At 62.3% G+C, this 24,310-nt stretch carries 23 protein-coding genes; 10 read left to right on the forward strand and 13 right to left on the reverse strand.

Annotated features, from left to right (window positions below):
• Nucleotides 1-16: 16 nt before the first annotated feature.
• From pqqB to AWB64_RS07215, 7 genes are all read right to left on the reverse strand, one after another.
• Nucleotides 17-937 (reverse strand): pyrroloquinoline quinone biosynthesis protein PqqB, encoded by a 921-nt coding sequence (gene pqqB, locus AWB64_RS07185; protein WP_060817984.1) that lies wholly within the window; start codon nt 935-937, stop codon nt 17-19.
• Between the two features lie 25 nt (nt 938-962).
• Nucleotides 963-1,529 (reverse strand): cytochrome b, encoded by a 567-nt coding sequence (locus AWB64_RS07190; RefSeq protein WP_060817987.1) that lies wholly within the window; start codon nt 1,527-1,529, stop codon nt 963-965.
• A 48-nt stretch (nt 1,530-1,577) separates the two neighbouring features.
• Complete coding sequence (locus AWB64_RS07195; RefSeq protein ID WP_060817989.1) at nt 1,578-2,402, reverse strand: formylmethanofuran dehydrogenase subunit C; 825 nt, start codon at nt 2,400-2,402, stop codon at nt 1,578-1,580.
• Complete coding sequence (fhcD, locus tag AWB64_RS07200; RefSeq protein ID WP_060817990.1) at nt 2,399-3,340, reverse strand: formylmethanofuran--tetrahydromethanopterin N-formyltransferase; 942 nt, start codon at nt 3,338-3,340, stop codon at nt 2,399-2,401. Before fhcD ends, AWB64_RS07195 begins: the two co-directional genes overlap by 4 nt.
• Nucleotides 3,341-3,352: 12 nt before the next feature.
• Entirely contained in the window at nt 3,353-5,041 is a 1,689-nt protein-coding gene (locus tag AWB64_RS07205) for a formylmethanofuran dehydrogenase subunit A (RefSeq protein WP_060817992.1), read from the reverse strand.
• Nucleotides 5,038-6,405 (reverse strand): molybdopterin-binding domain-containing protein, encoded by a 1,368-nt coding sequence (locus tag AWB64_RS07210; RefSeq protein WP_060817995.1) that lies wholly within the window; start codon nt 6,403-6,405, stop codon nt 5,038-5,040. Before AWB64_RS07210 ends, AWB64_RS07205 begins: the two co-directional genes overlap by 4 nt.
• 246 nt (nt 6,406-6,651) lie before the next feature.
• The gene (locus tag AWB64_RS07215; RefSeq protein WP_060817996.1) at nt 6,652-7,383 is read right to left on the reverse strand and encodes a HisA/HisF-related TIM barrel protein; all 732 of its coding nucleotides are present in this window, start codon (nt 7,381-7,383) and stop codon (nt 6,652-6,654) included.
• Nucleotides 7,384-7,393: 10 nt separating this feature from the next.
• Here AWB64_RS07215 and AWB64_RS07220 point away from each other — a divergent pair, with 10 nt between their 5' ends.
• Genes AWB64_RS07220 through AWB64_RS07230 form a run of 3 tightly spaced genes read left to right on the forward strand, consistent with a single transcriptional unit; the run spans nt 7,394 to nt 10,111 of the window.
• The gene (locus AWB64_RS07220; RefSeq protein WP_060818396.1) at nt 7,394-8,410 is read left to right on the forward strand and encodes an ATP-grasp domain-containing protein; all 1,017 of its coding nucleotides are present in this window, start codon (nt 7,394-7,396) and stop codon (nt 8,408-8,410) included.
• A complete protein-coding gene (locus tag AWB64_RS07225) occupies nt 8,407-9,489 on the forward strand; it encodes a hydantoinase/oxoprolinase family protein (RefSeq protein ID WP_060817998.1) in 1,083 nt (360 codons plus the stop codon). The genes AWB64_RS07220 and AWB64_RS07225 overlap by 4 nt, the downstream gene beginning before the upstream one ends.
• Nucleotides 9,490-9,520: 31 nt before the next feature.
• Nucleotides 9,521-10,111 (forward strand): amino acid kinase family protein, encoded by a 591-nt coding sequence (locus AWB64_RS07230; RefSeq protein WP_060818000.1) that lies wholly within the window; start codon nt 9,521-9,523, stop codon nt 10,109-10,111.
• A 9-nt stretch (nt 10,112-10,120) separates the two neighbouring features.
• Here AWB64_RS07230 and AWB64_RS07235 read toward each other — a convergent pair whose 3' ends face one another.
• The 3 genes from AWB64_RS07235 to pqqA form a co-directional block, all read right to left on the reverse strand.
• Nucleotides 10,121-10,819: a (5-formylfuran-3-yl)methyl phosphate synthase gene (locus tag AWB64_RS07235; RefSeq protein ID WP_060818002.1), complete on the reverse strand. Its 699-nt coding sequence runs from the start codon at nt 10,817-10,819 to the stop codon at nt 10,121-10,123.
• 17 nt (nt 10,820-10,836) lie between these two features.
• Nucleotides 10,837-11,460: a DUF447 domain-containing protein gene (locus AWB64_RS07240; RefSeq protein WP_060818003.1), complete on the reverse strand. Its 624-nt coding sequence runs from the start codon at nt 11,458-11,460 to the stop codon at nt 10,837-10,839.
• Between the two features lie 142 nt (nt 11,461-11,602).
• Nucleotides 11,603-11,677 carry a pyrroloquinoline quinone precursor peptide PqqA gene (gene pqqA, locus AWB64_RS32510; protein WP_013342881.1) on the reverse strand — a complete coding sequence of 25 codons (75 nt, stop codon included), beginning with the start codon at nt 11,675-11,677 and terminating at the stop codon, nt 11,603-11,605.
• 384 nt (nt 11,678-12,061) lie between these two features.
• Here pqqA and AWB64_RS07250 point away from each other — a divergent pair, with 384 nt between their 5' ends.
• Genes AWB64_RS07250 through fba form a run of 7 tightly spaced genes read left to right on the forward strand, consistent with a single transcriptional unit; the run spans nt 12,062 to nt 20,179 of the window.
• A complete protein-coding gene (locus AWB64_RS07250; protein ID WP_060818005.1) occupies nt 12,062-13,564 on the forward strand; it encodes a ribulose-bisphosphate carboxylase large subunit in 1,503 nt (500 codons plus the stop codon).
• A gap of 36 nt (nt 13,565-13,600) precedes the next feature.
• Nucleotides 13,601-14,014 carry a ribulose bisphosphate carboxylase small subunit gene (locus AWB64_RS07255; RefSeq protein WP_060818007.1) on the forward strand — a complete coding sequence of 138 codons (414 nt, stop codon included), beginning with the start codon at nt 13,601-13,603 and terminating at the stop codon, nt 14,012-14,014.
• A gap of 15 nt (nt 14,015-14,029) precedes the next feature.
• Nucleotides 14,030-14,965, forward strand: coding sequence for a CbbX protein (gene cbbX, locus AWB64_RS07260; protein ID WP_060818009.1), 936 nt, complete (start codon nt 14,030-14,032; stop codon nt 14,963-14,965).
• Nucleotides 14,966-14,988: 23 nt separating this feature from the next.
• Nucleotides 14,989-16,086 (forward strand): class 1 fructose-bisphosphatase, encoded by a 1,098-nt coding sequence (locus tag AWB64_RS07265; RefSeq protein WP_060818011.1) that lies wholly within the window; start codon nt 14,989-14,991, stop codon nt 16,084-16,086.
• A gap of 40 nt (nt 16,087-16,126) precedes the next feature.
• Nucleotides 16,127-16,999, forward strand: a complete 873-nt coding sequence (locus AWB64_RS07270) for a phosphoribulokinase (RefSeq protein WP_060818013.1) — start codon at nt 16,127-16,129, stop codon at nt 16,997-16,999.
• Nucleotides 17,000-17,033: 34 nt separating this feature from the next.
• Nucleotides 17,034-19,088: a transketolase gene (gene tkt, locus AWB64_RS07275; RefSeq protein ID WP_060818015.1), complete on the forward strand. Its 2,055-nt coding sequence runs from the start codon at nt 17,034-17,036 to the stop codon at nt 19,086-19,088.
• Between the two features lie 53 nt (nt 19,089-19,141).
• Nucleotides 19,142-20,179, forward strand: a complete 1,038-nt coding sequence (gene fba / locus AWB64_RS07280) for a class II fructose-bisphosphate aldolase (RefSeq protein WP_060818017.1) — start codon at nt 19,142-19,144, stop codon at nt 20,177-20,179.
• Between the two features lie 11 nt (nt 20,180-20,190).
• On the opposite strand, the gene AWB64_RS07285 is transcribed toward fba, so the two are convergent.
• The 3 genes from AWB64_RS07285 to AWB64_RS07295 are packed head-to-tail and all read right to left on the reverse strand — an operon-like array spanning nt 20,191 to nt 24,280.
• The gene (locus AWB64_RS07285; protein ID WP_060818019.1) at nt 20,191-21,576 is read right to left on the reverse strand and encodes a DUF6513 domain-containing protein; all 1,386 of its coding nucleotides are present in this window, start codon (nt 21,574-21,576) and stop codon (nt 20,191-20,193) included.
• On the reverse strand, nt 21,555-22,172 hold the full coding sequence (locus AWB64_RS07290) for a flavoprotein (protein WP_060818021.1): 618 nt from the start codon (nt 22,170-22,172) through the stop codon (nt 21,555-21,557). The genes AWB64_RS07285 and AWB64_RS07290 overlap by 22 nt, the downstream gene beginning before the upstream one ends.
• A gap of 5 nt (nt 22,173-22,177) precedes the next feature.
• Nucleotides 22,178-24,280: a sigma-54-dependent Fis family transcriptional regulator gene (locus tag AWB64_RS07295; protein ID WP_060818397.1), complete on the reverse strand. Its 2,103-nt coding sequence runs from the start codon at nt 24,278-24,280 to the stop codon at nt 22,178-22,180.
• Nucleotides 24,281-24,310: the final 30 nt, after the last annotated feature.

Consider the following 24,310-nt stretch of genomic DNA (forward strand, 5'->3'; position numbering starts at 1 on the left):
ATCCGTTAGCGCATATTCAGAGATCGAATGCCATGCCGTCGAAGGCGACTTCTATGCCGTGTTCCGCGAGCCGCCGCCGCTCAGGGCCGTCTTCAATCAGGATGGGATTCGTATTGTTGATATGAATGAGCACCTTTCGCACACCTGCGCGTTCGATGGAATCGAGCACGTCGATCATTCCTCCCGGGCCTGTTTGCGCGAGGTGGCCCATGTCGGCCGCGGTCTTTTTCGACAGGCCGAGTTCGATCATTTCATCCGGCGTCCAGAGCGTGCCGTCGACCAGCAAAAGGTCCGCACCGTTCATTGCCTCGAGCACGTGCGGCTCGAGCGCGCCAAGGCCGGGCGCATAGAACGCCCGCTTGCCCGTGGCTTCGTTTGTAAACGTGAGGCCGATGTTGTCGCCGCGTTCCGGCGCTGCGCGATGCGGCGAGTAGGGCGGCGCCTTGCTCGATAGCGGCAGCGCCTCGATGCGTATGCCTGGCAATGCGGGAATGTCGAACGGCGATCCGTCGAGCGGGATTGCATGCCTTTCAACGCCGCAGTAATGCGCGAGTATCGGCACTATCGGCAAGCCCGTACTCAAGTCTTGCAGCACGGCGTCGGTCACGTAAAGCGGCAACGGTGTATCGCGTTCACGGAGCATCAGCAGGCCCGTGACGTGATCGATTTGCGCGTCGATGGCGATGACCGCCGCAATCCCGCTGTCGCGTTTGCGGCGCGCGGGCTGCAACTCCGGATTCGCCGCGATCTGCGCGAGCAAGTCAGGCGATGCGTTCACGAGGAGCCAGTCCTCGCCCGTCGCGCTGACAATGATCGACGACTGCGTGCGCCGCTTCGCATCAACGCTGCCGTTACGCACTCCGTCGCAATTGCGGCAGTTGCAATTCCACTGCGGAAATCCGCCACCCGCCGATGAACCCAGCACCTTGATCTTCATTAACCGCGTTCCTCGATAAAAAAACTCATGGCAGCATTCTCGACATCAGTCCGTCGCGATCGATCAACTGATGTTTCAGCGCGCCCGCCACATGCAGCGCGATCAGTGCGATCAGCACCCATGCGCAGACTTCATGAATGGTGAAGAAGATTTTTCGCAAGCCGGGATCGTCCCAGCCCCACATCGGCAATGCAATGCCCCAGAAGCGCGTGCCGAACTTGTTGAACGACGAACCGAGATAGCCGGTCAAGGGCATCCCGATCATGGCGACGTATAAAAGACCCTGCGTCATGCCCGCGGCGGCGCGTTGCCACGCTTGCATCGGCGGAAGCGGCGGCCGACCTTTGACCAGACGTACCACGATGCGAATCAGCACAAGCAGGAAAACGGTCATTCCGAGCGACTTGTGGAAGTTGATAAGGTTCGACTTGAAAGGAAGGCCCTTGGGCAATCCGACCATGTAGAGACCGATGCCGAGCATTGCGATGATCGTAAGCGCAATGAGCCAGTGCAGGACGATCTGCGTATGAGTGTAGCGTTGCGCGGCGGCGCTTGCTTCAAGCGTTGCCGCGTGCGGATTCGCAGTGTTCATGGGCGTCTCCTTTCGCTCGGGTTACCTCGACTTACATTACGCCGAATGTCACGATCCGACGATCAGCACTTCTCCGCGTCCGTCGACCGCAAGATCGCCCGCGTAGCGACGCGGCAGCGCGTCGGCCCTCAAGTTCGCGAACAGCGTCAGTTCACCCGCGAGCGAACGCGTCAGAAGGCGCCAGAACACGTCGAAGCCCCGGCCGCCTTCGGCGAATGTCGGGGGTATCCGGGCGGGCGTCCGGGCCAGCAGCAACGTGCCGCGCCGCATGCCGTAACCCAGGTTGGCGCCGGTGGTCCCCGCTATGCCGATCGTTCCGGCAACGAGCCGCGACGCCGCGCAGTCGCCGGCGTTGCCGCCCACCAGCACGAGGCCTCGGCGCATGCGGTCGCCCAGGCGCGCGCCGGTGTTGCCATGAATGGTCAGCGTGCCGCCGGTCATGCCTTCCATGTCGCCCGGTAACGCGCCCGCCGTAAAGTCGCCAGCGTTGCCGCTGAGCGTGAGGCGGCCGCCCTGCATCTGGCAGCCGGTGAAATGTCCCGCGTCGCCGTCGATTCGCAATGCGCCGCCCGCCATTTGAAAGCCCGCGTAATCGCCGGCAGCGCCGTGGACATCAATGCATCCCTGCGTCATCTTCGCGCCCAGCCGGTCGAGCCAGCGCGCGTCGCCTTCCATGACAAGCGCCGCCGCGTTTGCGCTTTCCGCGCGCGAGACGTCGAAGATATCGCCGACGGAACAGGTCTCATTGCCCGCTGGCAACGCGAGCCGCGCGACCTCATCCAGCGATAAAGCGGCAAGCGCCGCAGGCAATAACCGGTCTGCGTTGACGCGAAATCCGGGCGCATTCCTGACACGCAGCGTGGTCGTGGTCATGCGCGCCTCCCGGTCACGTCCGCTGCAAGCCGATGCAGGTGGAAGTGATAGGGCCCCAGCTTCCCGCCGTAATTTCCCGCCGATATCCGCAACACGCCCGCCGCGCGGCCCAGTTCCACAGCCGCCGCGATACCCGCGGTCATCGCAGCGCCTACGTCGCTGTCGGTCAGGCCGTCGATCACGATTTCCAGCACGCAGCCCACGTCGGCGTCAAGCTCGCTTTTTCTGGACAAGCCGATCAGCGTGGGACAAAACGCGTCATTGGTCGACGCAGGCACTGCAGCATATTTCGAGCCTACTTTCGAACCCGAGCGCACCACGCCGCCCGGAAAGGGTGCGATCACGTTCGGCAGGCGGCGCATGGCGGCCACCGCGGTTTCGGCGACGTGCAACGCGCTGTCCGTATCGCGGGCGAGGAACAGCAGGTTGCCGCCGCCAACCGCCTTCACCGTGACCGCGCTTTCCTGGCAGACAAACTCGCCGTCCATGACCGGCACGCGCCAATACCGCGTCTCGCCGATCATCTTCGAGATCTGCCAGCCGTCGCCGAAAAAACGCAGGCTGCGGCCAATGGGGGCGTTGTCCGAGAGCGGCGCTCGGCTCGTGGCGGGATCGATGCCGCTATAGACGGCGGTCGTCGGGCAGGTCAGCACGCATTGCCCGACGCGCCGCTCGACTTGCTTCGCCAGTTCTTTCGTCGATACCGCGAACATCAGAACCGCGATTCCAGGCCGTCCGTCGGGTGTTTCATCCGCCGTCAGCACCCTCTCGATGCCCGCTTCGCAGCCGCAGCCGATCACCGAGGTTGCGAATCCCGTGAGCGATTGCGCCGCGTGCTGCGCCCAGGCCGGCGTGTGCGCCGTGATGACGAGACGCGTCGCCTTCATTGGGAAGGCTTCGGCAAAGGTGTCGTCTATGACGGTGTCGTTGATCTGCATGGCGGCCACCTGTCAGGTCCCGCTCAGGCACGCGACGGGAAGCAGTCGGCCGCCGCGGCAGCACGCGCAGATTTCGTCGTCGCTGATCGCGGCGTGCGCTGGATTGCCCACGAGATTTCCGGCGGCGTAAGCTTTCAAGGTCTTCTCGATGCCGGAATCGAATTCCGGCGATAAATAATGGATTCCGCCCGTTGGCGTGGCAACGAGCGTGCCGTCGCGCGCGACCAGTTGACCGTCCTTGAACACATACGCCGGCGACGTGAACATGCGCTCCTTGTCTGCTTCCTCGCGATACACCGCGATATCCGCCGCCGCGCCCACGCCGAGATGGCCCCGATCCCGGAGCCCGAGCAAACGTGCCGGCCCGGCGCGCGTGATGATCGCAATGTCGTAGAGCGAGAACTCGCGTTTCAACTCCGGCAAGGTGCTTGCAACCTGCGCTTCGGGATTGAGCGTCGCGAGTTGTTCGTCGCGAAAGCCTTTGTCCATCAGCAGGCGGATCAAATGCGGGTAGCTCGTGAATGGGCCGCCGTTGGGGTGATCGGTTGTCATCGACACGCGCCAGGGATCTTCGACCAGCAGGAAGATCTCCAGTCCGATGATCCATTGCAACGCGTTCACATAACTCTGCTCGCGATATTTGAATGGCACGACGCCGCAGCCCGCGTCGCATTCAATGTCGCCGGCTATCCACTTCTTCGGGTTGCCGAGCGGCGCGTTTCTGAACTGCATCATGGTGTCGCCGGAAGCGGTGACGGTCTGCCCGAAAATGATCTGCCCGACATCGATGGACACATTCGGCCGTGCGTTCACAGCGTCCGCAATCGCCAATGCGCCCGATGAAAACTTGCGCGGACCCTCCACGCCATAGCTGTGAAACTGGATGTGCGTCAGATGGATTGGCAAGCCGCCGGCGGCGTCCATGGTTGCGATTGTCGAATCGATATTGCCCGGCACGCCGAGATTGCTCGCATGCACGTGAAGCGGATGCGGCACGCGCAATTCGTTCAGTGCGCGGGTCAAGGTATGCAGCACGTCGCGCGGCGTGATGCCGTAATGAATGTGCGGTTCGTCCACGTTCAACGAGCGCTGGTTGAACTTGAACGCCGAGATGCCGCCGGGATTGACCACCTTCACGCCGAGCGCCTTGCTAGCATGCAGCGTCCAGCCAACGTAGTCGCGCAAGCGCTCATAGTTGTCCTGTCCGGCGAGCAGTTGCAGGAACAGTTCGTCGTTGCCGAGCATGACGTATGCGCCGTGATCGATGATCGGCGTGTCGCCCATTTCCAGATGCGTATGGCGCGCGTTGGAGGGCATCATGGCGGGCTCGAACGCGGCGGTGTATCCCATCTCCGCGTAACGGTAGCCGGTGGCGAGCGTGCCGGGTGTGCAGACGCCGCACGAAGGCAGCTTCAGATAACGGCCGTCGGCGCTCACCGGTTCATCGGCGGCGCTCGTGTTGCGATGATCTTCCGGCAGCAGCAGGCGCGAGAGATTGGTCTTGCCGCCGCCAATATGCGAATGCAGGTCGATACCGCCCGCCATCACAACCATGCCGTGCGCATCGAAGTCGTGCGCGATGGATGCATTGGGTTCTTCGGCGACAATGCGGCCGTCGCGCATATACAGGTCGCGGCGTTCGCCATTGACGCCGTTTGCCGGATCGTAGAGCGTGCCGCCTTTAAGCCGCGTCAGGCTCATGGCTGGCTCCTCGCGGCTGGTGTGCTGGCGAGTGCGCCGTGCAGACGTTCGACAATGTCGGCGAGCGTTGGCAGTGTGCTCGCCCGCGTGGCCGCGAGCGACGCAACCACGGAACCGTCGATACGAAAAACATGACCGGCGCTGTCGATCGCGGGCGTGGCGACAGGAATAAAAACGGTGGAAGCGCCTCGCTTGCCGAGCATCGTTCGCAGCGCGGGATGCCCCAGCACGATGACCGGGATATCGCTGAAAAGTGCTTGAGGCAAGGGCTCGGGTTGATAACTCGATACCCACAGCAAGGCATCCACTTCACGCGCTTCCAGCAGCCGGCGTGTTGCATAACGCGTTGCATCGTGATCGAGCGAAGTTTCGCCGGAAAGACGCGTTGGCTTCGATACGCGGGTGCGCAGCGGAAAGCCCGACAGCCACGTCACGGCCTGATTGACGGTCAACGCGCCATCGTCGCCGCCAAGCGCCAGCGCGCCCGCGCGCGTTGTCCGGTTGATCGCCTTCACGATGCGGTGCAGCGCTTCTATCAGCAGCGCCGCGTGCGGCCCGGGCAACGCTGCGGGTTCGTAGACCACGACCGTATAACGTGCCGCGCTCACGCGTTCCAGCAACACGGCAAGCGCTTGCGCCATGCCTGGATTGTCGCTAAAGGACGCTGCGCCGCGGCCTTCCGCCAGTGCGGACCAGATGGCAAGAAGATCGAATGGATCGGCTTCTTCAAGGACGCCTTGCAGGCGCGCATTGCCGGTTTTCTGCGCTGCGGGATCGATAGGGCAGCCGAGAAAAACCAGCTCGCGCGGCTGTTCCGTGCCGCCAAGCACGCGCTCATAGAAGCGCGGGTATTTCGCCGATGGCGTGCTGCAGAACACGATCAGCAAATCGGCGCGCGCGCGCACTTCGGAGAGCGTGGTGAAGAATGCGCCACGATCCTGCAATGCCGCGTTCGATGCCGCCATCGCATCGCCGTGCAGATGGTCGAGGATCGCGCCGCAGCCGGCTGCGAGCGGATAGAGGGCGCGTGCGCCGGCGACATCGGTGGCAAGGCCGCCGAAGAGTGGGCGTTTTGTGGCGCGCAGGATATCCGCGGCCCGATTGAGCGCCGAGTCGAGGTCGGTGTCCACGTTATCGATTGCGGGCGCCGGCGCCGGGCTTCCGGCAAACCACGTCAGTGCGTGGGCAAGCCGTGGGCAATCGGTGCCGGGAGTGGCAGGTGCGCCGTCGTCCTGGACGATGATGGTGATGTCATCGCACAGCAGCGGGCAGAACGGGCACGTCCAATCGCGCACGCCCGCTGTGACGGGCGTCCTGGCGGCCAGCGTTCCTGTGTTCGACGTGGGGGCGGACGAAAGAGGCATGAAGCCCCGTTTGCAAGGTCCATGCCGGTTAGGTAACCCGCAATCAAGGATGGCCGCGGCTTACGTGTAGTGCAGGATGGGAACGGATGCTTCCCTGTCCGGGCAACACAGGTTGTGCGTTGCTGGAACAGTGTGTCACCTTGCTGGCTGCTTTGCGGCAGTCTTGCCAAACACTTACAGGCATGCGCCAGTATCGCCGGTTGGCATGGATATTGTGTAGTCGCATCGGGGCTGCGACATATGGCGCTATATGTGCCGCAACATGTGCCGCAGATCGATTCGCCGGTCGTGGATAGCCGATGCCACGAGCCACGCAACGGCGCGGCTTTGCGCCGCGGCGGAAAGATCCGAATCGTTGCGGATGCCGCCAGCGCCGATCAGTTCGCGCTCGCCTGCGTGAGCGCGTATGGCTTCGAATGTGGCGAGGTCGGGACCTTGGTAAGCGCCGACCTGATCGAGCGTCATCACGATCACGCGCGCCGGCCACCATGAGGTATCGGCATGTGCGGCAGCCGGGTCCGAAGCGTCCGTCATGAGCCGGCCCGCGCGATGATCGAGCGACAGCACGGGCGCGAAGCCGGCGGCCTGCGCTTCTTGCAGTGCATCGGTGCTGACAAGCGTCTCGGTGCCGAAGACCGGAACGAGTTTGCCGCGAGGGAAGGAGGCAGTGCAAATGCGATCGAAGAGCGTACGCATGGAAGCGAAATCGGTAAAGCCCGCATCGAGCCAGATTTCGATGTCGAGCGCATCGAGCAGTGTGGCAATTGGGGTGGCGTGATCGTTCTGCTTGAGGATTGCGCCCAGGTCGGCAATGTAGAGCGTGCGCGCGCCGCTCGCGGCCAGCAGTGCCTGCGCGACAGCCAGTGGTTCGCTGGATGCGCACAGCGAGGACTCGATGGGCCGGTAGCGTTCCCGCTCGCCGCGCACGGCGCGCACCGCGTGGCCATCGAGAAGATCGAGTACGGGTATCACTTGCATGGAAGGAACCTTGACCAAGTTATTCGTCTACGAGTATCTCACTGGCGGCGGCATTGATCCGGCATTGGCCGGCGAGGCCAGCTTGCTCGATCTTGGCGCGCTGATTGTCGAAGGACGCGCCATGCGCGATGCACTGGTCGCGGATCTGCTCGATCTCGGCGGCGTGCAGGTCACCTTCGCCACTTCGCGCTTCGAGACCGTGGCGCCCACGCGTTCGCACTGCATGGCAATGCCCGGCGAGTCGATCCCGGGCTTTGTTGCACGCGTGGCGCGCCAGCATGACCACGCATGGATTATCGCGCCGGAATGCGATGGTCTCTTGCTGCATCTGCACGACTCGGTAGGCGCGGCGCGCTGGCTGGGATGTTCGAAGGAAGCCATCAGGACGGCATCGAGCAAGAGCGCGACGGCTGCGTGCCTTGAAGCGCACGGCATACCCGTGACGGCATCGCTCAAGCTCGATGCGGTCGTTCCGCAGACCGGCGCGGCCGCTCGCTGGGTGGTCAAGCCAGATGATGGCGCAGGCGGGCTCGACACTTTCGTTTATGACCGGATTGAAGACGCTGGCGCTGAATACAAAGCCCGTGCGGCGGCGGGCCGCAACCCCGTGATGCAGCAATGGGTCGACGGCGAGCCGCTTAGCCTCTCGCTCGTATGCGGCGCGCACGACGTCGAACTCGTCAGCATCAACCGGCAGTTGATCGGGCTGCCAGACGCAGCCGCGCCTGGAAAAAGCGCGCATGTGCTCGAGTTCAGCGGCGTGCAGATCAACCAGATCGACAAGCGAAGCAAGCAAGGCGTGGAGCTTGAGGCGCTCGCGCGCAGGGTTGTATCGGCGATACCGGGGTTGCGCGGTTTCGTTGGCATCGATGTCGTCTGGCATGCGCACCGAGGGCCGGTTGTCATCGAGGTCAATCCGCGGCTGACGGCGGCGTATGCGGGTTTGTCGGCGCAACTCGGGCGCAATCTCGCGGGCGATCTGCTCAGGGCGCACGGGGTCGCGTGTGCGGCGGGAGTGCGCGCATGAATGCCGGCACGGAAATCTTCGGCTGGGACGTGGGCGGCGCGCACGTCAAGGTATCGGTGGCGACAGGTTCGGGGGCGCTGCGCGATATCGCGCAATGGGCATGTCCGCTATGGCAAGGACTCGGGCATCTTGAACAGGTCATCGATTCCGCATTCCAGCGCTGGCCGCTTGCTTGCGACCCGCATGCAAGTCACGTTGTCACCATGACGGGCGAGATGGTCGATCTCTTCGCGGATCGCGAGGAAGGCGTGCGTGTTCTCGCCGATACATTGGTGCGGCGGCTCGGAGCACAGACGCGGTTTTTCGCGGGCGCGGCCGGTTGGCTGAACGCGCAGGGTGCTTGCGGGCAATGGCGCGAGGTTGCATCGGCGAACTGGCTGGCGACCGCGCAATGGGTCGCGCGCCGCATGAACGAAGCCGTTCTGATCGATATAGGTAGTACCACGACTGATATTGTGCCGGTCGTCGCGGCCCGGGTCGCGGCGCGCGGCTGCAACGACGCGACCCGGCTCGTGAGCGGCGAGCTTGTTTATCAGGGCGTGGTGCGCACGCCCTTGTGCGGTATTGCGCACCGGATCGGATTTCGCGGCGAAGAGACCAACGTCATGAATGAGTGGTTTGCCACCACCGCCGATGTTTATCGATTGACGGGCGAACTCTGGGCGGCGCACGATCAGCATGCGAGTGCCGACAACGGACCGAAGACGCAAGCCGCGAGCCGTGCGCGAATTGCGCGAACCATAGGACACGATGCCCGCGACGCCAACGAAAACGAGTGGCGTGATTTTGCCGGGTGCTGGCGAGAAAGGCAGATGCAAATCCTGATGGCGAACCTTGGCGATGTGATAGCGGTGCATCCTTCGTTGCAGCGTGCGCCGCTGGTTGGCGCGGGGTGCGGGCGCTTCCTCGTCGAGGCAATTGCGCGACGGGAGAAACGGGCGTTCATCGATTTCTCCGATCTCGTCGATACCCCCGCCAACGAGCGCGAGCGCCGCGAGTGGATCGCGACGTGCGCGCCGAGTGTGGCAGTTGCGCTCCTCGCGCAGGACGAAAACACGGTCGCGCTTCAGGGCGGGTGACAGCAGTGAAACTCAAAGCGGGGGACATGTCATGTGGGTGGTGAAGATCGGGGGAAGCCTGAGTCACGACCCGTCGCTGCGCGAATGGCTTACCCAGCTTTGGGAAGTGGGCGGCGGGCGGGTCGTGATCGTTCCCGGCGGCGGAGATTTCGCCGATACGGTTCGCCAGTATCAGAGCGAGTGGCAGTTCGGCGACCTCGCGGCGCACAACATGTGTTTGCTTGCCATGGCGCAGTACGCAATCCTCATGCAGGGCGTGATGCCGGAACTGGTGCTGGCGTCGAACGAAATGCGGATCCGGCGTGCATTGCGCGATGGCCGCGTGGCGGTGTGGGTTCCCACCGACCTGATGCGCGACAAGCCCGACGAAATGACGAACTGGAACACGACATCGGATAGTCTTGCGGCATGGCTTTCGACCACGCTCAACGCCGAGCGTCTGATGGTGGTCAAGTCGTGCGCGGTGGAAGCAGGCACGCCAATGGAAACGTTATCGGCCAAAGGCGTGGTCGATGCGGGCTTCGCCCGATACGTGAAGGACGCGAACTACGTGGTCGAGTTGTTCAACAAGGGCGATGTCGCGTTGATGCGCGAACGCTTGCTGCATATTCCCGTGGCGTAGTCTTTGGATTTAATGAGGCTGAGCCACGGCCTGATGATGAAGCGCCTCCGCCCATTGCGCGACCCGCGCGGGATCGAGCCGGGACACGCGGCCGTTATTGCATAACGCGGTGCGAAATCCCGCTATGTCCGGCCGGAGTTCATGAATCATCGGCAAGTGCGCCCAGTTCATGGAACCGGCAAGTCCTGTCATTCCGCCGCGCGCGCTGGCTGCATGCAGACAAGCCTTGAGTGTGCCCACGTCCACGCAGTCGAAGATGCTCTGGCCGTTCTTCGTGGCGGTATCGAAGACGATTCCCGCAAAGCCCAACCCGGCGGCGAAGCGGATGAGTTCCAGATCGATACCCGCATCGCAGAGCAGTACAGGCACAACAGCGGCGGGCAAGCTCGCCAGCACGGCAAGGCAATGGTGCGCGGACGCTCCGGGGGTCACGCCAACCTTCACATAATCCACGCCCGTAGTGTTCACTTCGATGACTTGCCGGGTGATGGCGTCGGACGCGTCCGTGGGCACGTCGCCTATGGTTGCACTGATCGGCTTGACCGGATAACGCGCGCGCAGCAGGTTCACGATCAGCGTGATTTCATTGATCGCCACGCCGCCCAGCGCACCCGCGCCAGGCTCTTTCAAATCGATCAGATCGGCGCCTGCGCGTGCCGCGTCGAGCGCTTCTTCAGCCGAGCGGACGCTCGCGAGCAATGCGGTCATGTCAGACTCCGGAAGATTCAGCGCCGCTCGGGCGCGGAGGTGTTCAACGCTGTATCAGGTTGCGGCGATTCACCGGACGTCCGGGCATTCGCGCGATGACGCTTGACCGCCGCCGTGATCCAGTTCCATGCAACGCGTTCGCGCTCGCCGGCGGTTTTATCGATGGCAATCTGAAGGTACGCCATCTCGCTGTCGACTTTTTCCGCGGGCAACATGAAGAGGCGGCTCACGAGGATCGCACCTTCCACAACTGCGTTCTGCGCACGATTAAACCCTTCGAATGGCCCATGCGTCTCGCGATACACGCTCTTCATGCGCAGTATCGGGCGCTGCGGGTCATCCTGAAGCGAATGGAGTTCGAGTTCGGTGTGCGCGAGCGAATCCGCAAGGCGCACGCTGTTGACGACAGTGGCCGGGAGCGTTGGCCAGTCGTTCGCATATCCGGTCACGCAACCTGCGAACACGCGCGCATCGGTCGTGAAATTGATGACGGCCGCCTGCGTCGCGATGATGTTGTCGAGCGTCGCCGAGGGACGAAACGGCGCGAGAATCGCCAGCCCGTCGTCGAAACGCACGCCCATGGGCGCGATGTGAGGCCGGCCATCGTGCGCCGCGGTCGTGACGATCGTCTCGTGGATCATGGCGAGGAACGCTGGTCAACGCAGCGCACTATGGTCCGGCGGTTATGACTTTGAAATGAATCTGAAAAAATAAGCTTACGGTCAACGCAGGCGCCACTAAAGCCGCGCGTCAGTAGTTGCGGCCGACGGCGGCGGCAGCGCTTTAACGCGTTGCGATATACATCGTGATTTCGAAACCAAAACGCATATCGGTGTAGCTCGGGGTCGTCCACTGCATAGTCGTCTCCATCAAGTTGACCAACGGAAACCGGCGCGACGACGCTTTCACGCGCGTACCGGCAGGTACGTCCTTGCAAACAGCGTGCCTACGCAGCGAAAGGGGCTGCGCCGCTTGTTTGAAGCACGTACCGAACATCGCGGCGGGTAGGGGCTGATTTTGCCGGCGGAATGTGCCGCGCCGGGCGCGCGCTTGACTGTCGCGGTTCTGCAGCAAAGTGTCCCACGTCCCCATTGGTTGTGACCTTAGGGTGTTCCCCACGTTAACGGATCGCTTAAGCCTGCCGAAGAAAATCGTGAATTCCCCTCGCCGCAGGTCGCGCCTACATTGCATTCACGGCACACGCGCCGGGTCCATCCCGCTCACAATCCTTAAGGAAACGCCATGAACGACTTCACCAAGGCCGCGGTCGCGCCGGCATCCGCGACGCCGCAACCAGCGGCCGCGCCCCGTTCCCGCTATTCGGCGGGCGTCATGAAGTATCGCGAGATGGGTTACTGGCAGCCGGATTACGTACCGAAAGATACCGACGTCATCGCGCTGTTCCGGATCACGCCGCAAGCGGGTGTCGAGCCCGAGGAAGCGGCGGCTGCGGTGGCGGGCGAGTCGTCGACGGCGACCTGGACCGTGGTGTGGACCGACCGCCTTACGGCGTGCGACATGTATCGGGCAAAGGCGTATCGCGTGGATCCCGTGCCCTCGTCCAGCAGTGACGAGCCGCAATTCTTTGCTTATATCGCCTATGAGCTCGATCTCTTCGAAGAGGGATCGGTCGCGAACCTGACGGCCTCGATCATTGGCAATGTGTTCGGCTTCAAGCCGTTGAAAGCGCTGCGGCTGGAAGACATGCGCATGCCGGTGGCTTACCTCAAGACCTTCCAGGGGCCGCCGACCGGAATCGTGGTCGAGCGCGAACGGCTCGATAAATACGGCCGTCCGCTGCTCGGCGCGACCGTCAAGCCGAAGCTCGGGCTCTCGGGCAAGAACTACGGCCGCGTGGTCTATGAAGGGCTGAAAGGCGGTCTCGACTTTCTCAAGGACGACGAGAACATCAACTCGCAGGCGTTCATGCACTGGCGCGACCGCTACCTCTTTTCCATGGAAGCCGTGGCCCGTGCGCAAGCCGCGACCGGCGAAGTGAAGGGCCACTATCTGAACGTCACGGCCGCGACCATGGAAGACATGTACGAACGCGCCGAGTTCGCGAAGGAACTGGGGTCGTGCATCGTCATGATCGATCTGGTGGTCGGATGGACTGCGATCCAGTCAATGGGTAAATGGGCGCGCAGGAACGACATGATCCTGCATCTGCATCGCGCGGGTCACGGCACGTACACGCGCCAGCGCAATCACGGGATTTCGTTTCGCGTGATCGCGAAGTGGCTGCGCATGGCGGGCGTGGATCATGCACATGCTGGCACGGCGGTCGGCAAGCTCGAAGGTGATCCGCTTTCGGTACAGGGCTATTACAACGTGTTGCGCGAATCGGGCAATGCAGTGGACCTGTCGCGCGGCATCTTCTTCGAACAATCATGGGCGGGCTTGCGCAAGGTCATGCCGGTTGCTTCGGGCGGTATCCACGCCGGGCAGATGCATCAGTTGCTCGACCTGTTCGGCGACGACTGCATTCTCCAGTTCGGAGGCGGGACCATCGGACATCCGGGCGGTATTCAGGCCGGAGCAGTGGCGAATCGCGTGGCGCTGGAAAGCATGGTGAAGGCGCGCAACGAGGGCCGCGACATTGCAAACGAAGGACCGGAAATCCTGGAAGCCGCGGCGCGCTGGTGCACGCCGCTGAAACAGGCGCTGGATACATGGCGCGACGTGAGCTTCAATTATGCGTCGACGGATACACCCGATTTCGCTGCCACGCCGACGCCGGCTTGACACCAGCCGAAGCAATCATTGAATGAGAGGTACACCATGCGTATTACGCAAGGTACGTTTTCATTTCTCCCCGAGCTCAACGACGAAGAGATCGGCCAGCAGATCGACTATGCATTGCAGCAGGGCTGGGCGTGTTCGGTCGAGTACACCGACGACCCGCATCCGCGCAACACGTATTGGGAAATGTGGGGCTTGCCGATGTTCGATCTGAAGGACGCGGCCGGCGTGATGCTGGAAGTCACCGCATGCCGCAATGCTTGCCCGCAGCACTACATCAAGGTCAACGCGTTCGATTCGGTGCGCGGCTTCGAGACCATGCGTCTTTCGTTCATCGTGAATCGTCCCGATCATGAGCTGGGATTCAGGCTCGAACGGCAAGACGTTCAGGGTCGCGTGCAGCACTACGCAATCAAGGCCTATTCGCTGGATCAACCGCCTTCAAATCACTAGGCAAGGGAGGCAGACATGTCGTTAGCCGTCGCTGAGCTGCGGGTGCCTGAGCCAGCCGCGCAAACCGTCGATCTCGTTGCGCTGTTTCGCGAATCGACGGTTGGCGAGGTGCTGGCCGAGCTGGATCGCGATCTGGTCGGACTGACGCCGGTGAAGACACGCATCAGGGAAGTCGCGGCGCAGTTGCTCGTGGAACGCGCCCGCGAAACGCTCGGCATTGCGAGCGGCGCACCGACCTTGCACATGTGTTTTTCCGGCAATCCGGGCACGGGCAAGACCACTGTCGCGATGCGCATGGCCGACGTGCTGTTCAGGCTCGGCTACATTCGCCGCAGGCATCTCGTGTCGGTTACGCGCGACGATCTTGTCGGGCAATACATCGGCCATACAGCGCCAAAGACGCGAGACGTGCTCAAGCGTGCGATGGGCGGCGTGTTGTTCATCGATGAAGCGTATTACCTGTATCGCCCCGAGAACGAGCGCGACTACGGGCAGGAAGCCATTGAGATCCTCCTGCAGGTCATGGAAAACCAGCGCGCCGATCTGGTCGTGATCCTCGCCGGCTACGAGCAGCGGATGGAAACGTTTTTCCAGAGCAATCCAGGCTTTCGTTCACGAATCGCCCATCACATTGCCTTCCCCGATTACGACGCCGCCGAGTTGCTCGCGATTTCCGAAGGCATGCTTGCGCGCATGCATTACAGGCTCGACCCGGAAGCACGCGCCGCATTCGAGGACTATCTCGCGCTGCGTATTCGTCAGCCGAATTTTGCGAACGCGCGCTCGGTGCGCAACGCGCTCGATCGCGCGCGCCTGCGTCAGGCGAACCGCATTTTCGCCGAAGCAATGCAAGGCGCTGGCCCATCGAGTTCTGAGGCGTTGACGTTGTTGTCCGCCGCCGATATCCGCGCGAGCCGCGTGTTCAACACGCCGCCGTCGAGACCCGCTTGATCACAACCCTTCAGGAGTGCGCCATGCTGGACGGACGGACCACGCTTTCAAAGTTCCTGATCGATACGCTTGATCGCAGTCCATCGCCGGTTCAGGCGAGCGGCTTGTCTGCCCTCTTGATCGATGTAGCGGCGTCGATCAAGACCATCTCGGCGCAATTGACCAAGGGCGCACTGGGCGGCAATTACGGGTCGGCATCGAGTAGCAACACACATGGCGAAGAGCAAAAGAAGCTCGACCTCGCGACCAATGACATCTTTCTTCAGCACTGCGAGTGGGACGGATTGCTGGCCGGCATGGTGTCCGAGGAAATGGAGGACGTGTATGCGATACCGCCCGCCTATCCGCGCGGCGAATATCTGCTGGCGTTCGATCCGCTGGACGGCTCGTCGAATATCGATATCAACGGTGTGGTCGGTTCCATCTTTTCGGTACTGCGCATTTCCGAAGGGACGAAGGCGAGCGCTGGCGTCGATGCTGCATTCCTTCGCCCCGGCCATGAGCAGGTTGCAGCGGGCTACGCGGTTTATGGTCCCGCTACCATGCTGGTCATTTCAGTCGGCACCGGCACGCATGGCTTCACGCTTGATCGTGAGGTCGGTAATTTCGTGCTGACGCATTCCGGCATCCGCATTCCCGACGACACGGGCGAGTTCGCTATCAATGCATCGAACGAACGTTTCTGGGAGCCGCCCGTGCGGCGTTATGTGCAGGAATGCAAGGATGGCCGCAGCGGTTGCCGCGAACGGGATTTCAACATGCGCTGGATTGCTTCCATGGTGGCGGAAGTCCATCGCATCCTGATGCGCGGGGGCGTCTTCATGTATCCGCGCGACTTCAAGACGCCTGCAATGCAAGGTCGATTGCGGCTGCTGTACGAGGCCAGCCCGATGAGTTTCCTGGTCGAGCAGGCGGGCGGCATGTCGATCACGGGACGCGAACGCATACTCGACGTGCAGCCTTGCGCGTTGCATGAACGCGTGCCCGTCATCCTGGGATCGAAGAATGAAGTCGAGCGTATTGCGCGCTATCACGCTGACTACGATCGCGGCGAGGACAAGCCCTTTACGTCGCCACTATTCAACACCCGGTCCTTGTTCCTGCCCGAAGCGCCGGTCTGAGCGAACCTGAAGCCGGACACGAAAATCCAGGAGAGGCCTTATGTCAGTCAAGCATCCGATCATCGCGGTGACCGGCTCCAGCGGCGCGGGCACGACTACTGTCATGAAGAGTTTCACGCATATTTTCAGGCGCGAAAAGATCAACGCGCAGATTGTGGAAGGCGACGCGTTTCACAGGTACGACCGCACTGGCATGCGCGAGGCGCTCAAGCAAAGCGAACGCGATGGAGTGCGAGACTTCAGTCACTTTGGCCCCGAGGCCAACCTGCTGGAAGAGCTCGCGCAACTGTTTCAAACCTATGGCGAAAGCGGCGGCGGACAAATCCGTCATTACGTTCACGACGACAACGAAGCCATGATTCACCAGCAGGATTCGGGTACGTTCACACCGTGGAAAGACATTGCTCCCGGCACGGATCTGATGTTCTACGAAGGTCTGCACGGCGGCGCTGTAACGGACAAGGTCGATATTGCAAAGCACGCGGACCTGCTTGTGGGCGTGGTGCCGATCATCAACCTCGAGTGGATCCAGAAGCTGCATCGCGATCAGAACCTGCGCGGTTATTCGCACGAAGCCGTGGTCGACACCATCCTGCGCCGCATGCCTGATTACGTGAACTATATTTGCCCGCAGTTCTCGCGCACGCATGTCAACTTCCAGCGCGTGCCGACAGTGGACACGTCGAATCCGTTCACCGCTCGCGAGATTCCGCAGCCCGACGAGAGCTTCGTCGTTATCCGCTTTGCGCGCCCGAAGGGCATCGACTTCCCGTATCTGCTCACCATGCTGCACGACTCGTTCATGTCGCGTCCCAATGTGATCGTCGTGCCGGGCGGAAAGATGGGCATTGCCATGCAACTCATCTTCACGCCCATGATCCTGCAATTGCTGGATCGCCGCGCCCGGGCGTAAGCACTCCGTTCATCGTTAAGTAAAGGAGGTTTCCATGGATGCAGTCATCATTGAGCAGCACTCACCGCCCGCCATTCACGACGACACGCGTCTGATGGCGAACGCGCTTCGCATGCTGGCGGTGGATGCGGTCGGCCGGGCGAAGTCCGGTCATCCCGGCATGCCGATGGGCATGGCCGAAATTGCCGTTGCATTATGGGACCGGCATCTGAAACACAACCCGCTTGATCCGGACTGGCCGGACAGGGATCGCTTCGTGTTGTCTAACGGACACGGCTCCATGTTGTTATACGGCGTGCTTCATTTGACCGGATACGACTTGCCGCTTGATGAGTTGAAGCGCTTCCGGCAACTTCACAGCAAGACGCCGGGGCATCCCGAAACCGGTCTCACGCCTGGCGTGGAAACGACGACTGGACCATTGGGGCAAGGATTGGCCAACGCGGTTGGAATGGCGCTCGCAGAGGCGCTGCTCGCGCAGGAGTTCAACCGTCCGGGGCATGCGATTGTCGATCATCGAACCTATGTTTTTGCCGGCGATGGATGCCTGATGGAGGGCATCTCGCACGAGGCGGCGTCTCTTGCAGGAACGCTGGGACTGAGCAAGCTCACGATGCTTTACGACGACAACGGCATTTCTATCGACGGCCATGTGGCGAACTGGTTTGCCGACGATACTCCCGCGCGTTTCGAAGCGTACGGGTGGCACGTCGTGCGCGAGGTGGATGGTCATGACGTGGAGGCTGTCGACCGTGCCATTGCCTGCGCACGCGCCAGTGAAAAACCGACGTTGATCTGCTGCAGGACGGTCATAGGAAAAGGCGCGCCGTCGATGGCAGGCACGCATGACGTGCACGGTGCGCCGCTGGCCGCGGATGAGGTCGCGGCGACGCGGCGCGCGCTCGACTGGCCTTACGCACCCTTCGATATCCCCGCTGAAATAAGAAGCCGCTGGGACGCGCGCGAACGTGGCAGGAAGGCCGAGTCGGACTGGAACATTCGCTTCAATGCGTATCGTCGGCATTATCCGCGCGAGGCGTCCGAGTTCGAGCGCCGCATGCGTGGCGCCCTGCCTGCGCATTGGCGCACGGCGGCGAGCGCGCTCGTGCAGGATGCGGACCGTGCCGCTCAAACTATAGCAACACGCAAAGCCTCACAACAGGCCATAGAAGGACTGGCGCGCGCGTTACCGGAACTGCTGGGAGGATCGGCGGATCTCACGGGTTCGAATCTCACGCGGTGGAAGGAAGCGGTCACCGTGCATACCGAGGGAGGAAGCTTGCACGGCGGCAACTACGTGCACTTCGGCGTGCGCGAGTTCGGCATGAGCGCGGCATTAAATGGAATTGCCTTGCATCGCGGCTATCTGCCATTTGGCGGCACGTTCCTCACGTTCTCCGACTATTCGAGGAACGCACTGCGCATGGCAGCGCTGATGAAAGTGCGCACCGTGTTCGTTTTCACGCACGACTCGATCGGCCTGGGAGAAGATGGTCCGACCCATCAATCGGTCGAGCATGCGGCCAGCTTGAGACTCATCCCCGGCCTCGATGTCTGGCGTCCTTGCGACACCGTGGAAACGGCGCAAGCCTGGGTATGCGCGGTCGATCGCAATCGTGCGTCGTGCCTGTTGCTGAGCCGCCAGCCCCTGCCGTTCGTCTCGCGTGATGCAGGGCAAATCGATGCAATCGCACATGGCGGCTATGTGCTGCGCGACTGGCCGGAACCCGTGGGCCGCGCCGTAAAACGCGTTGTGTTGATCGCGACTGGTTCAGAGGTGGCGCTTGCGCTCGCGGCTATCGAGCCATTGCGTGCCGACGGCGTGCTTGCACGGGTGGTGTCGATGCCTTCCACCAATGTGTTCGATCGGCAATCGAGTGTCTGGCGCGACCGAGTGTTGCCGCCGAATGTGCCGCGGGTTGCGATAGAAGCGGGGGTGAGCGCGTTCTGGCGGCAGTACGTAGGGCTTGCGGGCGGTGTGATTGGTATCGATAGTTTCGGGGAGTCCGCACCTGCCGAAGCATTGTTCGAGCATTTCGGGCTGACGGTGGATCACGTGCTCAGCGAAGCACGCAGGTTGGCTCGCTGAAGCCCTGCGCGGTCGCACCATCTTTTGAACGATCTAATACTACGGAGTCCGACATGCCTTTTATTGCCTTGCGCCAGTTGCTGGATCACGCAGCCGAATACGGTTATGGCGTGCCGGCCTTCAACGTGAACAACATGGAGCAGATCCAGTCGATCATGCAGGCAGCCGAGACAACACGCAGCCCCGTGATCCTTCAGGCGTCGGCCGGCGCGCGCAAGTACGCTGGCGAACCCTATCTGCGTCACCTCGTGCTTGCGGCGCTCGAGGCGCATCCCGATCTGCCGGTCGTGTTGCATCAGGATCACGGCGCAAGTCCGGCGGTGTGTCAGCAGGCGATACGTTCGGGATTCACGTCGGTGATGATGGATGGATCGTTATTGCCCGACCAGAAGACGCCAGCGGATTACGCGTACAACGTCGAGGTGAGCCGGCGTGTGACGGAAGCGGCGCATGCCGTGGGGGTATCGGTGGAAGGCGAACTGGGGTGTCTTGGTTCCCTGGAAACGGGCCATGCCGGCGACGAAGATGGCGTGGGCGCCGAGGGCAAGTTATCGCGCGACGAGTTGCTGACCGATCCCGGCCAGGCAAAGGCGTTCGTGGAAGCGACGGGTGTGGACGCGCTGGCCATTGCGATTGGCACGTCGCACGGCGCGTACAAGTTCAGCCGCCAGCCTGACGGGGAAATATTGGCAATGGACAGGATCGCGGCCATCCACAGGACGATTCCAGATACGCATCTGGTAATGCACGGGTCGTCCTCGGTGCCGCAGGAATGGCTGGCGATCATCCGCGAGCATGGCGGTGAGATTCCGGTGACCTATGGCGTGCCGGTGGAGGAAATCCAGCGCGGGATTGCGAATGGCGTGCGCAAGGTGAATATCGATACCGACATCAGACTGGCGATGACCGGCGCCATGCGCAGGTCGCTTGCAATGTCGAGAGGCGAATTCGATCCGCGTCAGGCGCTGAAGGCCGCCACAGCCGCAGCGCGGGACTTATGCATGGCGCGCTTCGAAGCGTTCGGATGCGCGGGGCAAGCGGACAGGATCAAGCCCTTGGGACTGGATGTCATGGCGCGTCGATATCAGTAGCGCGGCCGTGTTCACTTACTCTTTCGCCGGGTATTTCCCGGCGCTTCCCATTCGTCGAGATTCTGAGCGGCCTTCTCCACCCCGGCTCCCCAGTTCAGCGCCTGATCCTGATCGAACCGCTTCCCCAGCTTCCATGCAATCTCCGCGCGGGCGAGTTGCACGCCCATATAAAACGCATGTCCGCCATCGGCTTCCAGTCCCAATCCCGGATACAAGGCGAACGGATCGCCTTCGACCTGATGTCCGTCGCGGTTATAAACGTGAATTCCGTCGGCTGCGACCTGTACCCGAAAATTCGGATCACGCACCGCTCCTGCAAAAAGCGCGATCTCCTGCGCGTCATAAGGGAAAGGCCGCTTGTCGTGCAGCGTGGAAAGATCGCTGCAGATGCCCTTGGGCAAGACCTGCGCCTCGCGTGCGGCAAACATCATTCGCCGCGCGACATCGGCTTCTTTCACCGCGCGCCGCGCATGCAGGCTCACCGAGGTCGTCAGCACCGCGTTCACCCGCAACTCGGCCGCCATGCCAAGCAACACGGCGTTGATCCCGCTCGTATCGGCTTCGGTGAGTTCCGTCACATTGCCTATGCCCATCATGATGCCGATATCCGGATAACGCTCGCGCAGTGCGACATACCGCGCGATCGATGCGGCCAGTCCAAACGGGATCGGATCTAGAATGGGGTCGGCGAGAAACGGCCGTCCGCGCGACAAAAGGGTATCGATAGCGGCATTTAGCGAACCCGGATCGCCCGGTTCACGCGCGACCAGGATAGGTGTTGACGCCACTTCATCAGCTATCCATAACGTATCGGCGTTGAGGCTCATCACGTAATCGGCGCCAGCGCAGCCGCCACGCAAAAGTTCGTCGGTGCGCATGGAGTCCACGCTCACGCGATACCCACGCTCTTTTAACGCAAGCACGGAATCTTCGAGATGCGCGAACGGCGTTTCAGGCAGGCAGCCGATATCGATTACATCCGCGCCCTGAGACGCATAGGCCGAAGCGCGCTCGACGATACCGTCAACCGAAAGCCGGGGGGCATCGACAATCTCCGCGAAAATCTCCGTCTCGTAGCGCGATAAATCCAGGTGCCTCGCCTCGCGTCCGAAGAACTGCGGCAGGTCCTTGACCTCCTCGGGACCGCGTTCGACCGCTACGCCGAAGTGTTGACTCAGCGCGTCGAGGTCGCCACGGCACTTACCCGGCACGATCATCCTGCTTGCCAGAAGCGGCAAGGCGACGCGACGCCGGATCATGTCGGCGGTCATCAAGGCGGCGACCTGCAGGCCGATCTCGCGGACTTCCCATGTGAAGGGTGCGGGCGCCATGCCTTCGAGCACCTGATGCAAACTGCGTTCAGCGAGCCGCCCTGTCAGGAAGACGATGTGGTCCATGCGAGCCCGAGTGTCGATAGCCGTTGATCGAGCGCTGCTTTCAACTCGTCGAGCGAGCGCGCTACCGTCGTATATTCGATCTGCGCCAGTTGATCCACACGTTGCAGTTCGATGTCGCGCGGACGCACCTCGACCCACTCGTGCGGACTCTGCGTGATTACGCTCGGCGCGGTATCACATGCGAAAACAATGCCCGGTATGCATTGCTTGCCGGCCTGCGCGTAAAGGTTGGTCGGTAACGTATCGGATATGCCCAGCGCGCATTTGGCAACCGTGTTGCTGGTCGCGGGGGCAATCACGACCGTGTGATATTTCCCTTCATAGAGCATGCCCACGGGAACGCCGCTCGCGCTGTTGTCGCGGAATACCCGAAAATGTTCGCGCAGTTTTGGCAGAGGCCAGCCATAGAGAGGCAACACTTCCTCTCCTGCCGACGATAAAAACAGGTTCACGCCCGGCAACCGCCGCGCGAGTTCGACCGACTCCTCTATCATGTGGCCCGACCCGGTCACGCACCACGCAAACCCCGCATCGGGCTTGAACTGATCGAGCTTGCGGGCGGGTGTGGGTGTGCGGGAAGCAGACGGTTCGCTCATGCCGCTCACGCGTTGGGAGGCAGCGCCGATCCGTCATGCGACAGCCGGATATGCAGGCGATGCATCTTCCTGTACAGCGTGTTCCGGCTGATACCGAGCCCCTTGGCGACGCTGCTGACATTCCAGCGATGTTCGTCGAGCAGTTCCAGCACGGTCTCGCGTTCCTTGAGCTGGATCGCGTTGAGCTCGGACGTGTCGGCGTCATCGGCGGCCTGCGTGTAGGGGCTCATCGCAGGCGCGGTGTTCACGCCATAACCCATTCCCATGCCAAGCCGCGCGGCCTGGGTCGTGCCTGCGAACTGGGCGATTTCGACGGGCAGGTGCGAGCAGTCGATCTCCATGCCGTCGCACAACGCAATGGCCATTTGCAGCACATGGCGCAACTGGCGGATGTTGCCCGGCCATGGATAATTCAATAGCGCATGACGGGCTTCGGGGGTCAGCGTGGGCGGATCTTCGGCCTCTGCTGCCAGCAGGTGCTGCATCAGCGCAAGTGCATCGGCACGCTCTTTCAGTGGCGGCAAATTGATTTCGATGCCGTTGAGCCGGTAGTACAGGTCTTCGCGGAAAGCGCCGCTTTGCACGAGTTCGAGCAGGTTGCGATGGCTCGCGCTGATCAACTGGAAATCCACCTTGACCGTGGTTTCAGCGCCGAGCGGCGTGACTTCATGCTCTTCAAGTACCCGTAGCAAGCGGGCTTGCAACGCCATTGGCATGTCGCCGATTTCATCGAGGAACAGCGAGCCGCCATTCGCCTGCACGATCTTGCCGCGGCGTCCTTCGCGCTGCGCGCCGGTGAACGCCCCCGCGCGATAGCCGAACAACTCGCTCTCTATCAGGTTCTCCGGCAGCGACGCGCAATTCACCGCCACAAAGCTGCCCGCGCTGTTCGGGCTGATGCTGTGCAGCGCATTCGCGAAGACTTCCTTACCCGTGCCGGTCTGGCCTCTCAGGATGATCGGGATCTTGCGCTGGATGACGCGCACGGCGAGTTGTATCTGCGACGCCATGCGTGGATCGCCGAATTCCAGATGCGCGAGTTTTTCCATCCGGCTGTCCTGTGCGGCGATATCGCGAGTCAAGCGAACGCCTTTGGCGCGCGCGGCCGCCGTGGGCGACGGGGCCGCTGCCGCGCGGTTCGCCGGATCGGTCATGAAGATGCGGGTTGCGGTCGTTGCGGCGTCGCGCGGCGTCTGGGCGACGAGAAAAAAGCGGTTGTTCGCGTTCGCGCTGTAGACCGTGACCGGATGGAACGAACCGCGAATGCTGCGCGCGATCATGTCCTCCAGCGGCACGTTGAACGCTTCCTCGATGCGTTTGCCGCACAGTTCCGCGTGCGAGCGGAAGTCGAGCTGAAAGAGCGCGCTGCGGCTGGCGGCGAGCACCACGCCGTCGTCGCTGACCGCGAGCTTGCCGGCGTGCAGCGTGCCGACAAACTCCGGGCGGCTGTGAAAATGGATCATGTTCGCGTGGCGATACCGCGCGTCGATCAAACGGTTTTCGATCATCTGCCGCGACATGCCGACCAGTACCAGCGAATGCTGCTGCAGCAGTTTCGAGCGGCTCGTGACGTCGAGCACACCGGCCACCTCGCCGCGGTCGTTGAAGATCGGCGCGGCCGAACAGGTCAAGGACGTATAGCGCGGATAGAAATGTTCGTGCTGGTACACCGCAATGCAGTCGCGTTCGGCGAGGCACGTGCCCATGCCGTTCGTTCCCGCTTCACGCTCGCTCCAGAGCGCGCCGACGCGCAGGCCGTCCGCTGCAATTGCTTCGCCGAACGGGACCGACGCTACCTGATGCACGATCACGCCGTCGGCATCCACCAGTACGACCGCGAGTTCGGGATCCGCGAGTTGTTGATAGAGCGTGGTCATCTCGAGTTTCGAGCACGCAATGAGATCGCTTGCCGCTTCGCGCCGGGCGGCGAGTTCATGCTGAGTCAGCACGGGCGGCATGACAAAGCGGGCCGGGTCGAGCCTGAACTCCTTGAGGCAGCGCATCCACGACTGGGCGACTGAGTCGCTCGTGGGACGCGTTGGCAACTGGTTGTTGACGATGTTCAGTACTTCGCGAACGTGCACGTTGTTCTCGGCAAGCGACGACATTGACATGGGGCCAGTCTCCGGGGCGTCCGC

The sequence above is a fragment of the Caballeronia sordidicola genome, from assembly GCF_001544455.2.
Lineage (GTDB): Bacteria > Pseudomonadota > Gammaproteobacteria > Burkholderiales > Burkholderiaceae > Caballeronia > Caballeronia sordidicola.

What these genes read in the sequence shown, in the direction of transcription:
- AWB64_RS07265 (WP_060818011.1), top strand. Translation starts at nt 14,989, where the DNA reads ATGCTGGACGGACGGACCACGCTTTCAAAGTTCCTGATCGATACGCTT.
- AWB64_RS07190 (WP_060817987.1), bottom strand. Translation starts at nt 1,529, where the DNA reads ATGAACACTGCGAATCCGCACGCGGCAACGCTTGAAGCAAGCGCCGCC.
- AWB64_RS07235 (WP_060818002.1), bottom strand. Translation starts at nt 10,819, where the DNA reads ATGACCGCATTGCTCGCGAGCGTCCGCTCGGCTGAAGAAGCGCTCGAC.
- AWB64_RS07225 (WP_060817998.1), top strand. Translation starts at nt 8,407, where the DNA reads ATGAATGCCGGCACGGAAATCTTCGGCTGGGACGTGGGCGGCGCGCAC.
- AWB64_RS07255 (WP_060818007.1), top strand. Translation starts at nt 13,601, where the DNA reads ATGCGTATTACGCAAGGTACGTTTTCATTTCTCCCCGAGCTCAACGAC.
- fhcD (WP_060817990.1), bottom strand. Translation starts at nt 3,340, where the DNA reads ATGCAGATCAACGACACCGTCATAGACGACACCTTTGCCGAAGCCTTC.
- AWB64_RS07195 (WP_060817989.1), bottom strand. Translation starts at nt 2,402, where the DNA reads ATGACCACGACCACGCTGCGTGTCAGGAATGCGCCCGGATTTCGCGTC.
- tkt (WP_060818015.1), top strand. Translation starts at nt 17,034, where the DNA reads ATGGATGCAGTCATCATTGAGCAGCACTCACCGCCCGCCATTCACGAC.
- AWB64_RS07290 (WP_060818021.1), bottom strand. Translation starts at nt 22,172, where the DNA reads ATGAGCGAACCGTCTGCTTCCCGCACACCCACACCCGCCCGCAAGCTC.
- pqqB (WP_060817984.1), bottom strand. Translation starts at nt 937, where the DNA reads ATGAAGATCAAGGTGCTGGGTTCATCGGCGGGTGGCGGATTTCCGCAG.
- AWB64_RS07295 (WP_060818397.1), bottom strand. Translation starts at nt 24,280, where the DNA reads ATGTCGTCGCTTGCCGAGAACAACGTGCACGTTCGCGAAGTACTGAAC.
- cbbX (WP_060818009.1), top strand. Translation starts at nt 14,030, where the DNA reads ATGTCGTTAGCCGTCGCTGAGCTGCGGGTGCCTGAGCCAGCCGCGCAA.
- AWB64_RS07285 (WP_060818019.1), bottom strand. Translation starts at nt 21,576, where the DNA reads ATGGACCACATCGTCTTCCTGACAGGGCGGCTCGCTGAACGCAGTTTG.
- AWB64_RS07240 (WP_060818003.1), bottom strand. Translation starts at nt 11,460, where the DNA reads ATGATCCACGAGACGATCGTCACGACCGCGGCGCACGATGGCCGGCCT.
- AWB64_RS07210 (WP_060817995.1), bottom strand. Translation starts at nt 6,405, where the DNA reads ATGCCTCTTTCGTCCGCCCCCACGTCGAACACAGGAACGCTGGCCGCC.
- AWB64_RS07230 (WP_060818000.1), top strand. Translation starts at nt 9,521, where the DNA reads ATGTGGGTGGTGAAGATCGGGGGAAGCCTGAGTCACGACCCGTCGCTG.
- AWB64_RS07205 (WP_060817992.1), bottom strand. Translation starts at nt 5,041, where the DNA reads ATGAGCCTGACGCGGCTTAAAGGCGGCACGCTCTACGATCCGGCAAAC.
- AWB64_RS07250 (WP_060818005.1), top strand. Translation starts at nt 12,062, where the DNA reads ATGAACGACTTCACCAAGGCCGCGGTCGCGCCGGCATCCGCGACGCCG.
- AWB64_RS07270 (WP_060818013.1), top strand. Translation starts at nt 16,127, where the DNA reads ATGTCAGTCAAGCATCCGATCATCGCGGTGACCGGCTCCAGCGGCGCG.
- fba (WP_060818017.1), top strand. Translation starts at nt 19,142, where the DNA reads ATGCCTTTTATTGCCTTGCGCCAGTTGCTGGATCACGCAGCCGAATAC.
- AWB64_RS07215 (WP_060817996.1), bottom strand. Translation starts at nt 7,383, where the DNA reads ATGCAAGTGATACCCGTACTCGATCTTCTCGATGGCCACGCGGTGCGC.